This is a genomic window from Gemmatimonadales bacterium (assembly GCA_019637315.1).
GTDB lineage: Bacteria > Gemmatimonadota > Gemmatimonadetes > Gemmatimonadales > GWC2-71-9 > SHZU01.
In genome coordinates, this window is record JAHBVU010000010.1 from 103,433 (window position 1) to 116,914 (window position 13,482).

The following is a 13,482-nucleotide window of genomic DNA, read 5'->3' on the forward strand; positions in this document are numbered from 1 at the left end:
ATGGGCAACACGGATAGTGTTGGGCCTCACGGGCCCGGGGAGCGGGGAATGAGGGCAAAGATCATCGGGGTGATCGGCGCGCTGTTAACGGTGAGCCTTGGATGTCGACCGGCTGGCTCGGATGCTGGTCCGGCCGTTCCCGGCGGGCTGCTGCCGCCGCAGGGGACCACCCGGGTCATCGATTTTACGACCGACGAGGGCACCTGGATGTCGGTCGATGTGACGCCCGAGGGGCAGTGGATCGTGTTCGACTTGCTGGCGCAGATCTATCGGGTTCCGATCCAGGGGGGAGAGGCGACGGTGCTGACCGAGTCAGGGGGCAACGCCCTCAACTTCGATCCTGCAGTGTCGCCCGATGGGAAGTCGATTGCCTTCATTTCGGACCGGGGTGGGCAGAACAACGTTTGGGTGATGGCTGCCGATGGAACCGCCCCCCGCTCTGTGTTTGCCGATGAGGCCACCCGCTTTACGGACCCGGCATGGGCGCCGGATGGTCAGAGCCTGGTGGCGGTCCGGACCTTCCGTACGCCGGGTCGCGGCTGGCACCGGCAGACCTCCGAGTTATGGCGGTTGCCGCTCGACGGCACCGCACCGACGCGACTGCTTGGCGGGCAGTTGACCCACTACGAGGCGCCGGCGTTCGATTCGACCGGCCGCTATCTCTACTTTCATGTCTCGTACTCGACCGGTGAGGGCCTGGGCCTGCTGGCCGCCGGACACCGGATTCAGCGGCTCGAACTGGCCTCGGGGCGGATCGAGAACGTCCGCAGCAACGAACCGGCCGAGTTGTCTCCCCAGGCGATCGAGGCGCTCCGGAACACCGGTTATGCGGCGGATGTGGGAATCGATCCTCCGGCGGCGCTGGTACCTGCGCTTTCTCCCGACGGCAGCCGATTGGCATTTGCGCTCGAGGAGCCGGACGAGACGATGGAGTATCGCGGCCACACCTTTCGCCCGCGCACGGTGCTGGTGGTGCGTGACTTGAGGGATGGCGCTGAACGGCGGTTGCTGGCCCCGATTACCAAGGATCTGACCCAGGTCAATGCGCAGTACGGGTATCGTGCGGTACCGGCGTACGCGTGGACCCCGGACGGCTCGGCGATCATTCTCTCGGAAGGTGGCAAGCTGCGGAAGGTCGACGTGGCAACTGGTACCGTCGTCACCATTCCGTTCACGGCCAGGGTCCACCGGGTCATGTCCGAGCAGCCGCGCAGCCGGGTCACCATTGCCGACACAGGCTTTCGCGCGCGGGCAATTCAGTGGCCCGCCGGTTCGCCGGACGGCAAGCAGCTGGCGTTTGTCGCGGTCGGGCGGCTCTGGGTGATGGATCTGCCATCGGGCGTGCCGCGTGCGCTCGCGGGCGACTCGACGACGGGCGTCGTGCTGACCCCGCGCTGGTCACCGGGCGGGGATCGCTTGATCTATGCGACCTGGGACGATCGGTCGCGGGGGCAGGTCTGGACCGTCGCTCCGGCCGGTGGTGCGCCGGTCCGAGTCACACGCGATGCCGGCGAATATTACTCTCCCGTGCTCACCGCGGAGGGACCGATCGTGGTGCGCGGGCCCGGGTCGCGTGCTCCCGACTGGAACGGGTGGGATGCGCGAGGCGGGTGGCAGATCGTCCGGATCGGCCCGGATGGTGCGGCGGGCGCGCCGCTCGGTTCCGTCCGTGAGCCGCGCCAGCTCTTCAATCTCGGCGCCGACGTGAGCGTTGCGGATCAGCTCGAGAATGCGGCGGGCCTGGGCAGCTTGTACAAGCCCTTTCCCTCCGAGGAGACGCTCCGGCAGGTGGTCCGGGTGAGTCGGATTCCGCTGGCCGGCGGATCTGCGCAACCAGTAGCAACGCTTCCTGCGCGGCGAGCGGGCGTGTTCGGTCACCCGGCCCTGTCGCCGGACGGGCGGTGGCTGGCATTCGAAACGGCGGGCAGCGTCTGGGTCCAGGACCTGCGCGCCCTCGCGTCACCCGACTCGGCCATCACGACCGACCCGAACGTCGCGGTGCCGGGTCGCACTCGAGTCGGCGACCTGGGCGGCAGTTACCCCGGTTGGCGCGACGCCACCACGCTCGAGCTGAGCAGCGGCAGCCGGTATGTCACCTATGACGTCGAGCGCGGTACCGTGACGGTGGTACCGATCGCGCTCGACGTGCCGAGGCCTTTGCCCTCCGGCGCGATTGCGCTGGTCGGCGCCCGGATCATCACGATCGACGGCGACCGGGTCATTCCATCTGGAACCGTGGTGGTGCGAGGGGCGAGGATTGCCTGCGTCGGCGATTGCGACACGACCGGGGTGTCCCGGGTCGTCGACGTGCGTGGCAAGACGATCATTCCCGGTCTCGTCGACGTGCATGCCCACCATACCACGGAAGCGAGCGGCGTCATTCCCTTTCATCGTCCCGCCTCCGCGTCCGCGCTGGCCTACGGTGTCACGACCATTGTGGATCCGTCCGCCTCACCCCGCTCCGTGTTTCCTCTGGCCGAGCTGGTCGATGCCGGGCGGATGATCGGGCCGCGGACCTACACGACCGCCGATATCCTGATTTCCAGCGGCGTGGCGTGGGGCGACCAGGTCGAGATCGCGAATGCTGAGCAAGCGGCGTTCGAGATCAACCGCCGTGCCGATCAGGGCGCGGTGAGCATCAAGAACTTTCGGCAGACCTCCCGGCGTCAGCACCAGCTGTTGCTTCAGGCCGCGCGGGCGCGGGGGATTACCCAGACGGGGGAGGGCGGGCCGCTCTATTTCGATGTCGGCTTGGCGCTGGATGGTCAGACCGGCTGGGAGCACCTGATCGCGCCGTTTCCGGTCTACCGGGATGTGGTCACCTTCTTTGGTCAGGCCGGGATCCAGAATCCGCCGACAGTTATCGTTGCCGGGCATGTCAACGGCGCCAAGACGTACTACCGGCCTCGGGCCGGGCTCGACCGGGATGCCAAGTTTCTCCGGGTCTTTCCACGTGCCGCCTTGGCCCGAATGACGGCTGGAGAGCGGGTCTTGCCGAAGTCGGAGTTCTCCTTTCCCTTCATGGCCGAAACGGCAGCCGAGATGATGCGTGCCGGGGCCTACAGCGGGCTTGGTGAGCACGGCGAGCAGCCCGGGATCGGGACGCACTGGGAGGCATGGGCGTTGGCCGAGGCCATGACACCGCTCGAAGTGCTGACGGTCGGCACGATGCACGGGGCGCGCTTCGTCGGCCTCGAATCCGAGATCGGATCCATTGTGCCCGGCAAGCTGGCCGATCTGATCGTGCTCAACGGCGATCCGCTTGCCGATATCCGCCGGACCGCAGACATCGCGTATGTGATGAAAGGCGGCTGGCTTTACGACGGCGCAACGCTGGCCACGCTCTGGCCGGTCCGCGCGTCATACCTCCCACCATGGAACTAACGTGTGATGAAGACTGCTGAACGAGCGCCGAAGGCGTCAGGAGCGAAGCGAGGCGTTCGAGCAGGGCCGCGATTCCAATCGGTCGCGGTAATTGGAGCGGGTGTGATTGGCCGCAGCTGGGTTCAGGTGTTTGCCAGGGCCGGCTGCAAGGTCCGGGTCTACGATGCCGACCCCGACCGAGTCCGGAGGGCATTGGAGTGGCTGCAGGAGGATCTGGCCGAGAGGGTGGCCGAGGGAACGCTCTCGGCGGCCAGGGCCAGGACGGTCCTGGCACGGGTGCGGCCGGCCGGTTCGCTGGAAGAGGCGCTGGCTGGCGCCGACTATGTTCAGGAGAGCGGCCCGGAGTCGCTCGAAGCCAAGCGAGCGTTGTACCAGGCAATCGACCGCTGCGCTCCCGCACGAACCGTGATTGGCAGCAGCACCTCAGCCATCGATATGACGAAGATTGCCCGCGGGCTGGCTGGGGCTCGGCGTTGCATCGTGGTCCACCCGGTCAACCCTCCGCACGTCATTCCCGCCGTTGAGATTCTGGGCGGTAAGCAGACCTCACCGCGTGTGACGAAGGACGTTGTGGGCTTCATGCGCGAACTCGGGCAGACTCCGGTGCTGCTGCACCGGTACGCGCCGGGGTTCGTGCTCAACCGGATGCAGGCGGCCCTGGTTCGCGAGGCCATCGATCTCGTGGCAAGCGGCGTCTGCGACGTCGAGGCCGTCGAGGATTCGATTCGGGACGGCCTGGGTCTCCGATGGGCGCTGATGGGGCCGTTCGGCGTTGCCAATACCAACGCCGATCGCGGCGTCGAAGAGTACTTCACGATGTACGGACCGTCTTACGCCGCCCTCTGGCGCGATCTGAATGTTGCAGTACGATTGGAGCGGCCGTTGCTCAAGCGGATCGGCCGGCAGACCGGTCGACTGGCACCTGAGCCGCTCTCGACGCAGCGAACTCGCCGTGATCGAATGGTCGAGGCGATTCGATCGCTCAAGTCGACCCAGCGCCCGTCCTCGGGTGTGTCACGACAATCTCGGACAGCGAGCCGCCGGTCCCGCCGGCCGACTCGGTCGTAACCCAAACCTTCAATCACAGAATTGCCAACTCGCATGTCGAACTACGATTATCTCTGGCGCTACGCAGATGCGTACGAGTATCTCGAGCGCGTCGGAAAGATGCCGCCGGTCATCGTTGTCTGTGCCTGCAACGGTGGGGTGCAGGGTAAGGAATCCAATGATCATCTGCCCGAGACGGCCGATGAAATCGCGGACTCGGTCTATGGCGCGTACCGAGCTGGCGCGTCGATGGTCCATGTCCACGCGCGCAGTCCCGAGAACCACACCCGGCCGGCTACGACAACCGAAGTCTGGCTCGAGGTCAACCGAAAGATCCGGGAGCGGTGCCCCGACATCATCATCAACAACACGACCGGTGGCGGCCCGTCCATGACCATGGAGGAGCGGTTGCAGTGCCTGCCCGCCCGCCCGGAAGTGGCCTCGCTCAACCTGACGCCGGACATGAGCAAGTTCAAGCTTGCGGCGCGGAAGCCTCCGCTCCCGTTCCCGCGAGAGGAAATGCTCTACGACGAGTGCCTGCCGTTCAGCTACAAGCTGGTCAACCAGTTTGCGCAGGAAATGAAGAAGTGGGGCATCAAGCCGGAAATGGAGACGTACCATACCGGCGGGGCGTGGGTGATTCGGGATCTGATTCAGGCCGGGGTGGTCGAGGCGCCCTATTGGATCCAGACGGTGATGGGGTACCAGACCTCGAGCTGGCCGACCTTCGAGAACGTGGTCCATCTGGTGCGCGAGTTTCCTGAGAACACGCTCTGGCTGACCTCGGGCATCGGTCCGCATCAGCTGCCGATGACGACTTTTGCCATGCTGCTTGGTGGGCACGTACGGGTCGGGCTCGAGGACAACGTCTACTACCGTCGTGGCCAGAAGGCGACCGGCAACGCGCAGCTGGTGGAGCGCGCGGCGCGGCTGGCCGAAGAGCTCAACCGCGGTGTCGCGACGCCTGCCGAGGCACGTCGGATGCTCGGTCTCTCGGCGACGCCGTCGAGCTACTGATCGGACGCCTGTTCAGCCTCGTTCCGCACCTCCACCGCTCACCGGTTCGCACGCACCTATGACCGACCTCAAGAAGTCGCTTGGCCCCATCCAGTTTTTCTCGATCGGCTTCGGCGGCATCGTCGGGGTCGGCTGGATCGTCTATCTCGGCATCTGGTTCCAGAGCGCCGGGCCAGTCGGTACCGTCATCGCGCTTCTGGTCGGCGGTCTGCTGATGACGCTGGTAGGCCTCTGCTATGCGGAGTTGGGGGCGGCGTACCCGGTGGCAGGCGGGGAGGTGGTCTACGTCGAACGTGCCTTCGGGCCCCGGACGGCGTTTCTCGTCGGCTGGGCGTTCATGCTGACGATGACGGCGGTGATTCCCTACATCTCGATCACGCTGGCGTGGATGCTCGATGTGCTGTTTCCCGGATTTCGCGGGCCGCTGCTCTACAGCTGGCGCGGGCACGACGTGCACCTGGTCAGCCTGCTCATCTCGCTGGGATGGACGGTCTGGCTCGCGTTTCTCAACTACCGGGGTGTGCACGGCGCTGCGAAGTTCCAGGACTGGATGACCTACGGCAAAGTCGCCATCTCGCTGCTTTTCATCGGGGCCGGTCTCTTCGGTGGGTCGCTGGGCAATCTCGAGCCGCCGTTCGTGGCCTCGTCGAGCGGATCGATGCTGCCTGGCATGCTGGCCGTGGCCGTGACGGTGCCGTGGTTCCTGAGTGGGTTCAACGAGATTCCGCAGCTCTTCGAGGAGCGGTCGCCCAGTGCTTCGCCCCGGGTGCTCGGCTTGATCGTAGTCGCGGTGGTGCTGGCCGCGGCAGCCTACTACGCGATTGCTGCCTTCGCGATCGGGATGGTGACACCCTGGCAGTCGATTCTCACCCAGGAGCTTCCGGCCGCTTCCGCGTTCAAGCTTCGCTTCGGTAACGAGTTCTTTACCAGGGTGGTCCTCGTCTCGGGGGTTTTCGGTATCCTCACGGTGGGCAACGGCGCGTCGCTCGCGGGGTCCCGCTTGCTCTTTGCCATGAGCCGAGCCCGCATGGTGAGCCCGGCTTTCGAGCGGCTCCACCCCCGGACCGGGGCGCCCGTCGTCGCGATCGTCTTTATCATGGGACTTGGCATCGGGCTCAACTTCCTTGGCCGAGGCGGCGTCGTCCCGATCGTCAGCGTCGGCTCGGCCGCCGTGTCACTGGCCTATTTCTTTGCGTGCCTGTCGCTGCCGCGGCTCCGGCAGCTCGACCCTGATCGGCCGCGGCCCTATCGGCTGCCTGGCGGTCCGGCGGTGGCCATCCTGGCTGCGGCGGGGAGCCTGACCCTGCTGGTGAGCTCGTTCCGGCAGCACTGGATCGATGCCGGTCGTTCGTTCCCGCTGGAGTGGGCGATCGTGATTCTCTGGGCGTTGATCGGCGTGGGCGTATGGCGCGCGGCCGCGCGCGCCCGTGCCGAGCTTTCGCCCGAGGAGCGCGCGCGGATCATGATGGGCCAGCCCTGACGAAACAGCCGGGGCGTCCCCGTCTCAGAGGCGGATTCGGAGCCCCAGGGATACGACCGGATAGAACTTGAGGTAGGAGCGCCGGTCGATTTCGGCTTGGAACTCGGCCACTTCGCGCTCGACGTTCTCATTGAAGATGTCGCGCTCCGGTCCGGTCAGGTTGGTCGTGCCAGACAGCGCAACCGTGGGGTGTCCGCTGAAGATGACGCCGGCGTCCAGCAGGAGCGATACTTTCCCGCCGCCGCCGACTCCGATGCCCAGGTACGGGGCCCAGCGCTTCTCGTACTCGATCCCACCCGTCAGCGATCCAACCTCGTTCGGGGTATAGGTCCGGTTGCCGATGGTGACGGGGCCGTTCAGCCTCGCTTCGATGTCGGCCCGATTGTCACTCCAGATGACACCACCGGAAATCCGGAAACTGCCGCCCATGGGATGCAGGTCGAGAATGGCCGTGGCGCTCTTGAGCGCGGGCTTGGCACGATAGTCGATCTCGTCGACAGTCAGATCGCGGCTGAGCGACAATGCGTTGGCGCCGATCCGGATGCTGACCGATGGCGTACTGCGAAAGGAGAGCTCGCCACCCAGGCCTAACGTGCTGGCGCGAACGGCCAGGCCGTTCTGGGCCGAAAGAGGAGCAGCAGTCAGTAGCGCACCGAGCGCCAGCGTGCCGAGAGTTGCGCGATTGATCATCGACGGAGCCTTGTAGTATTGACCGGTGCCTCGGACTCCGACCGGTATGGTCGGGCAGGGCAGTCGCAGTCATGTTCAGCAAGCTCGGGGCCAGGGCGGAAGTGTCCGGAAAGGCGGCGTTAACCCGGATTCTCCGGGCTTGGAGAGGAAGGAATGGCGTGCTGGCGGCAAGGTTTGCCTGTCAGCTACGCCAATCGAGGGGTGGTTACGGCAGGACGGCGGTCTCCTGGTACTCCTCGCTGCTGCCCTCATCATCGCTCAAGCCGGCAGGGGCGCCGAACGAAACGAGCAGGGCCGTCACAGCAAGCAGCAGCACTCCAATGCCAACCTCGATCGAGGCCGAACGTCGGATCGGGGTGTTGTCATCGCGCCGGAGGCGGGGCAGCACGACCCGCCAGTTGTAGGCGCCGAGCAGTGCAACGATTGCCAGCAGGCCGATCTTGAGCAGCAGGACTCGACCGTAGTCGGTGGTGAGAAAGGGGTCGAGCGCGCCAACATAGCGCCAGGTCACGATGATGCCCGCGACGATCGCGGCCAACCCAGTGGCGAGCGCGAGCGGTGAGAAGGCGCTGATCAGCGCACCAGTTGCGATGGGCGCGGGGTCCGATCGGCGGCCCAGCGCGGCTAGCACCATCACGGCCAGGGTTCCGAGCCAGACCGCTGCGGCGCCGACGTGCAGCGTCGTCATCGGGTAGCCGAGCTGTCCGGCGGCGGGCAGGCCGACGGCATGGCCGGTGAGAGGCATCGTCAGCACCAACAGGACCGCCGCGATACTGCTGACCACAGTTCCCGCCGGCGACGCAGGATTTCGCCCCGCCAGGCGCCAGCCGATCAGCGCGGCAAGCGCAGCCCCTGCTTGCGCCAGCCAGCCCTTGCCCCATTGCCCTTGCAGGATTGCCTGAAGGATGTCCCTGGTAACCGGCTCCTCCGGGTCGATCAGCGACCGCGCCTGAAAGTACAACCGCCCCAGGAGCGCAACCGCGAGCAGCACGCTGGCCAGGCGCGCGATCGTCACGGCTCTCCGCGCGGCCGGCGTCGGGTCGCCTCCCTGGCGTGCGGCCCGCGGCAACACGATTCCGCGGAAGGCGGCCGCGCCGATGATGAGGAAGGCGGCCGAGTAGCCCAGCCAGCGGGCCAAGGCAGGTGGCAGCAGGGTGGAATCCCAATCCATGGCAATCTCTCGGCGGCGGGCAGCGCCTGGCTGAACTGTCAGCCAGGCCGCGGTTCCGCCGCCTCGGTTCGGGTTCTGGAGCGGTCTGCCCGACGTTCGGCGTTGGCCCAGCGGAAGAAGATGATGGTAATGCCGATCCAGACGACGGGGTCGCCGACGATCTTCATCAGGAGTCCGGCAACCTGGTGGTCATAGCGGGGTGTCAGCACCTCCGTGACCCTGGGCGCCAGTTCGTAGAGGCGGTACAGGGGGTACTGCGAAAAGATCAGGAACGCGGCCGGAGCGGTACCGGGAATGGTCTGCACGAAGAGGTAGCCCATCGCCGCGGGCGGCGCGAGGCGACGGAATCCATCGGGCGCAGTCACCGGCCACCAGAGGAACAGCCCGGCCAGGAGCCACAGCATGTCGATCAGAAAGCTGCCCCATTGGGTGGCCATGAACGGATCGACAATGTCGGGCAGATGCGTACCAAGCATGAGCGTGGTGTACCCGACGAAGGCCGGTGCCGGTCGGGCTAGAAACCGCAGCGTTCGCGCCGCAAAGGTATCGGCCGATGCCAGCGCGGCCAGTCGCGGCCTCAGGCCAAGCAGCAGCAGCCCCGGCGCACCGAGGGTGATCAGGATGAACTGTCCCGTGTGCGCGCTGGCGAGGTAGGTGCCGAGGGTTCCGAGCGGCCAGTCGAGGGCAATCCAGAGGGTCAGCAGCCCGCTCAGAAAGTAGCGAGTGGCGCGGGTGTCCGCCGGGGTGCGTCCAAAACGCCAGTAGCTGAAGCCGAGCAGGGCAATGAAGATCCAGACGCCGGGGTACGCTTGCCAGCTCCACGACCAGGGCAAACCGGTTGCCGCGCACCACCACGTCATGATCCTGTCCAGCGTTGGAGAAGCTTGGGAATGTCAGCGGCCCAGCTCGCCTGCCGGGTTCCGAACGGGTAGGCGACGTGGCTCGAATCGTCTGGGGAAAAGACCAGGACCTGCGCCGCGTGGGCAACCGCATAGTTGCCGCTGGCCGTATCGCGGATGGCGACGCCGACCCGTGCAGCTCGCTGGGCAGCTTCGACGTCCGCAATCGTGCCTGTCAGGCCCACCACCTCGGCGTCAAACCGGCCGAGCCACTGCTGCAGCCGCGCAGCCGTATCTCGCTCCGGGTCGGTCGTGACGAAGACGACATCCAGCCGGGCGCGCTCAACGGCTGGCATTCGTCGGATGACCGCGCCGAGATTCTCCATGGTAGCCGGGCAGACATCGGGGCAGTGGGTGTAGCCGAAGAACAGCAGGGTCAGGCGGCCGCGCGTTCGGCTGCCGAAATCGTAGCTGCCGCCGTTCATATCGGTCAGCACGAAATCCGGGCGGGGCACCGGCCTGGGCAGCGGGTGGCCCGAGATGTCCCCCGCGACTTCCGGGATCGGATCGCGGCAGCCGGCCAGGAGCAGGGCCAGGGCGAGCAGCGCGTACCGCATCAGGCGAGCCCGACTCGCCGCCGGCGGGTGGCGACCCAGCGGGTCGCGGCCACGCCGGCGATGGTGCCGCCGATGCCGGCCGCGACCACGTCGCTCAGGAAGTGGGCACCGGCAAAGATCCGGGTCAGGCCGCAGCCGGCCGCCATGCCGAGCACGACCCAGCCGGTCCGCGGGTAGCGGGACGCCAGCGCGGCGGCGCCGGCGAAAGCCACCATGGTATGGCTGCTGGGCATCCCCAGGCGGCCGGTGTTGAACGGACGATCAGCAAACGCCCGAAAGGAGTAGCCTTCGAAGGTCGGCAGCGGGCGCTCCCGCCGGATCAGGAGCTTGAGCGCCTCGGCGCCGAGGCCGCCGATCGCGATCGCGGCCAGGATGGCCAAGGCTGTGTCGCGCGCGGCAATGCTCGCGTCGTCGGTGCCGCCGTGCCCATGCATCCAGAACGCGGCGGCCACCAGGATCCAGGTCGGAGCGAACCCCATGATCCGGAGCAGGCGGCCCCAGTCACGGTCGTTGGCTGCAGGGTATCGGAGGTGGGTGAGGGCGGCAGCGTCGAGCAAGTGCGCAGCGAGCAGGAGCCCCAGAGCGGCAATCAGCATCAGGGCGGGACGAGACAGCCACCCGGGCCTGCCTGTAGCATCGAGCCGGCTCATCCGGCACCGTCCAGCCGACGGGCGGCGGCGTCGAGCGCCTGCCGGACTGTCTCGAGCGGGGCCGCGGCCGCACCCGCCTGGATCAAGCGCGACCCACCGCCCTTGCCACCTCCCAGCACAGCAAGCGCAGCATCGAGCGCCGGCTTGAGGTCGACCGCAACGTCGTCGGACCGTCCGAACGCCAGCTGGGTCCGGTCCGTCGAGGCGCTGGCGAACAAGGCAATGACTCCGGGGAGGGCGGTGGCCTTGAGGGTCAGGGCACGGAGCTCATCGACCGGACGTCCGGCCCAGGCAGCCAGCAGCAGGCGAGTCCCGGCCGGCCCGATCGCGGCAGACGCGGCCAGTGCTGCGGCTTCTCGGCCCAAGGCCTCGTCACGATAGCGCGCGATGTCCCGGCGGGCCGTCTGGAGTTCTCCCTGCAGGCGAGCGACCGCGTCGGGCAGCTCGATCAGGGAGCAGCTGAGCGCCGCGCCGAGACCGGTCGTGATACGCTGCTTGAGTTCGTAGTCACGTTGAGCGCGGGTGCCGGCGTGGAACGCGATGCGCACGCCGCGCTTCAGTCGCTCGGTGCGAAGCCAGTGGATCAGGCCGATCTCGGCCGCATTGGCTACGTGGGTGCCGCCGCATGCCGAGATGTCGAAATCCCCGATGGCCACGAGCCGGATCGGGCCGTCGACATCGGGCGCCTTCCGGAGCTGGATGGACGCCAGCTCCGCATCGTTCGGGAACCAGGACCGGACGGGAGTGGCGCGTTCGACGACCTCCTGGGCGAGCTCAAAGGCCGCGCTCCGTTTGGCTTCGTCGAGATCGGCCGTGTCCAGGTCGATCGAGACGTAATCCTGGCCCAGATGGAATCCGATCGTCGGTGCGTCGGCAATCCGGATGAACGCCTGCGACAGGATATGCTGCGCGGTATGCTGCTGCATGTGGTCGCGCCGGCGGTCCCAGTCGATCGTTGCCGCGACCGGCCCGGGCCCGATCGGCCCTTCGAGCAGGTGCAGCACGGCGCCATCCTCGCGCACCACGACGTCGATGACGCGGACGTCATCGAGCCGACCGGTGTCGTGCGGCTGCCCCCCGGAGGACGGGTAGAAGTAGGTCTGATCGAGGACGACGGCCGGATGGTCATCGTGCCGGGTGACTTCGACGACGACGGCCGCGAAGCGGGTCGTATACGAATCCGAGTAGTACCGACGGAGAGTATCTAGAACAGCCACGATAGCAACGCGATCTTGCTTTGCGGAGGGGCTCGGGCCCGCCCCTGGAATCGATCGATGCGCCCGGAGGGACTCGAACCCCCAACCCTCAGATCCGAAGTCTGATGCTCTATCCAATTGAGCTACGGACGCCACAACGACTTACGCACTTCCAGCACCCCTCGCGTTGCCTAAAGATTGCCTAACCCCGCCGCTGAGTGCTGCCTCAAGCCGATCGTTGGCGTCCGCCTGCATCGTTTCGGTAACGTGCGCGTAGACATCCAACGTGACCTTGATCGAGCTGTGCCCCATCCGTTCCTGTACCACCTTGGCGGGGACGCCCGCTTCCAGCAATAAAGTAGCGTGAGAATGCCGCAGATCGTAGGGTCGGAGCGTCGGCAGCCCGCGCCGCTTGATCTCGGCCCGGAAGACTCGGGAGACGTTCGTCCATTGGAGCGGGCGGCCAATCTCGGTGGCGAAGATCAGGTCCTCGGTTCCGTAGGCGCTCCCGGCGAGCAGGCGCTCCTGATTCTGCAGGGCCCGATGCCGCTGCAGGGCCCGCTGACCGGACGGGGGCAGGGGAATCGATCGGCCCTGCTTCGTCTTGGTCGGTTCGAACCGGAATCCCACTTTGGGCAAATGGATCAGGGCCCGGCGAACCTGCAGGGTGCCGTCTTCGTAATCGGACCAGCGGAGGGCCAGCGCTTCCTCCGGCCGGAGCCCTGCCACGGCCAGCAGGGCCCACAGGGCGCCGAGGCGGTGCCCGGCGGTGCTCTCGATCAGGTGTGTCACCTGCGCCCCGGTCAGCGTCCGGCGCTCGATTGATTCCTCCCGGGGCAGGATGACCGGATCGCGCAGCGGACTCAACGCGAGGCGCTTGGCCGCCACGGCCCGGTTCAGATGGACCTTGAGGCACCGGTGCAGGTACCGGACGGTGCCCGGCGCCTTGCCCTTGGTCGACAGGTCGGCGTAGAGGGTCGAGAACATCTCCGCCGTCAGGTCGCGGAGGCGACGCGTCAGGAGTCCCGCCGGCAACTGCTTGAGGGCGGAGCGGGCGCGGTGGATGGTCTGCGGCGCGAGGTCGGATGCCGTGTCGAGCGATTGCTCAAGCCAGGCGCCCAGGGTGTCCCGTCCGGTGGCCAATGGAATGCCCTGGTCCTGCTGGCCGAGGAGCCCCGTCAGCACCGACTCGGCGTCTCGCTTCGACCCGCGGACGACCTTGTTAATTCTGCCGTACTTCCCGGTCTGCGGATCCTTGCCGGTCGCGACCCGCACGAGCCAGCGGGTACACTTCGCGGACTTCTCGAGCGGGACCACCGTCCCGCGGCGACGTTGACGGGCCATTAGCGGCCCCACTCGACAATGACGCCTGCGCGGCGCAGCGCGCCGAC

General features: G+C 67.0%; 11 protein-coding genes and 1 tRNA gene. 4 read left to right on the forward strand and 8 right to left on the reverse strand.

The features are described from left to right. Window positions 1-48 precede the first annotated feature (48 nt). The 4 genes from KF785_11320 (at window position 49) to KF785_11335 (ending at window position 6,928) form a co-directional block, all read left to right on the forward strand. Window positions 49-3,384, forward strand: a complete 3,336-nt coding sequence (locus tag KF785_11320) for a PD40 domain-containing protein (GenBank protein ID MBX3147345.1) — start codon at window positions 49-51, stop codon at window positions 3,382-3,384. Window positions 3,385-3,486: 102 nt separating this feature from the next. Then, window positions 3,487-4,452, forward strand: coding sequence for a hypothetical protein (locus KF785_11325; protein ID MBX3147346.1), 966 nt, complete (start codon window positions 3,487-3,489; stop codon window positions 4,450-4,452). A 33-nt stretch (window positions 4,453-4,485) separates the two neighbouring features. Then, entirely contained in the window at window positions 4,486-5,448 is a 963-nt protein-coding gene (locus KF785_11330) for a 3-keto-5-aminohexanoate cleavage protein (GenBank protein MBX3147347.1), read from the forward strand. 58 nt (window positions 5,449-5,506) lie between these two features. Then, complete coding sequence (locus KF785_11335; protein ID MBX3147348.1) at window positions 5,507-6,928, forward strand: APC family permease; 1,422 nt, start codon at window positions 5,507-5,509, stop codon at window positions 6,926-6,928. A gap of 24 nt (window positions 6,929-6,952) precedes the next feature. On the opposite strand, the gene KF785_11340 is transcribed toward KF785_11335, so the two are convergent. From KF785_11340 to KF785_11375, 8 genes are all read right to left on the reverse strand, one after another. Next, on the reverse strand, window positions 6,953-7,618 hold the full coding sequence (locus KF785_11340; protein ID MBX3147349.1) for a hypothetical protein: 666 nt from the start codon (window positions 7,616-7,618) through the stop codon (window positions 6,953-6,955). Window positions 7,619-7,823: 205 nt separating this feature from the next. Continuing rightward, the gene (locus KF785_11345) at window positions 7,824-8,789 is read right to left on the reverse strand and encodes a CopD family protein (GenBank protein MBX3147350.1); all 966 of its coding nucleotides are present in this window, start codon (window positions 8,787-8,789) and stop codon (window positions 7,824-7,826) included. A 38-nt stretch (window positions 8,790-8,827) separates the two neighbouring features. Next, a complete protein-coding gene (locus tag KF785_11350) occupies window positions 8,828-9,649 on the reverse strand; it encodes a cytochrome c oxidase assembly protein (protein MBX3147351.1) in 822 nt (273 codons plus the stop codon). Beyond that, window positions 9,646-10,245: an SCO family protein gene (locus KF785_11355; GenBank protein ID MBX3147352.1), complete on the reverse strand. Its 600-nt coding sequence runs from the start codon at window positions 10,243-10,245 to the stop codon at window positions 9,646-9,648. The genes KF785_11350 and KF785_11355 overlap by 4 nt, the downstream gene beginning before the upstream one ends. Beyond that, window positions 10,245-10,895, reverse strand: a complete 651-nt coding sequence (locus tag KF785_11360) for a phosphatase PAP2 family protein (protein MBX3147353.1) — start codon at window positions 10,893-10,895, stop codon at window positions 10,245-10,247. The genes KF785_11355 and KF785_11360 overlap by 1 nt, the downstream gene beginning before the upstream one ends. Further along, entirely contained in the window at window positions 10,892-12,112 is a 1,221-nt protein-coding gene (locus tag KF785_11365; GenBank protein ID MBX3147354.1) for an alanyl-tRNA editing protein, read from the reverse strand. Before KF785_11365 ends, KF785_11360 begins: the two co-directional genes overlap by 4 nt. Window positions 12,113-12,170: 58 nt before the next feature. Then, window positions 12,171-12,244 (reverse strand) — tRNA-Arg (locus KF785_11370). 9 nt (window positions 12,245-12,253) lie between these two features. Next, window positions 12,254-13,435: a site-specific integrase gene (locus KF785_11375; protein MBX3147355.1), complete on the reverse strand. Its 1,182-nt coding sequence runs from the start codon at window positions 13,433-13,435 to the stop codon at window positions 12,254-12,256. Window positions 13,436-13,482 lie beyond the last annotated feature (47 nt).

What these genes read in the sequence shown, in the direction of transcription:
- KF785_11320 (MBX3147345.1), top strand. Translation starts at nt 49, where the DNA reads ATGAGGGCAAAGATCATCGGGGTGATCGGCGCGCTGTTAACGGTGAGC.
- KF785_11330 (MBX3147347.1), top strand. Translation starts at nt 4,486, where the DNA reads ATGTCGAACTACGATTATCTCTGGCGCTACGCAGATGCGTACGAGTAT.
- KF785_11335 (MBX3147348.1), top strand. Translation starts at nt 5,507, where the DNA reads ATGACCGACCTCAAGAAGTCGCTTGGCCCCATCCAGTTTTTCTCGATC.
- KF785_11340 (MBX3147349.1), bottom strand. Translation starts at nt 7,618, where the DNA reads ATGATCAATCGCGCAACTCTCGGCACGCTGGCGCTCGGTGCGCTACTG.
- KF785_11345 (MBX3147350.1), bottom strand. Translation starts at nt 8,789, where the DNA reads ATGGATTGGGATTCCACCCTGCTGCCACCTGCCTTGGCCCGCTGGCTG.
- KF785_11350 (MBX3147351.1), bottom strand. Translation starts at nt 9,649, where the DNA reads ATGACGTGGTGGTGCGCGGCAACCGGTTTGCCCTGGTCGTGGAGCTGG.
- KF785_11355 (MBX3147352.1), bottom strand. Translation starts at nt 10,245, where the DNA reads ATGCGGTACGCGCTGCTCGCCCTGGCCCTGCTCCTGGCCGGCTGCCGC.
- KF785_11360 (MBX3147353.1), bottom strand. Translation starts at nt 10,895, where the DNA reads ATGAGCCGGCTCGATGCTACAGGCAGGCCCGGGTGGCTGTCTCGTCCC.
- KF785_11375 (MBX3147355.1), bottom strand. Translation starts at nt 13,435, where the DNA reads ATGGCCCGTCAACGTCGCCGCGGGACGGTGGTCCCGCTCGAGAAGTCC.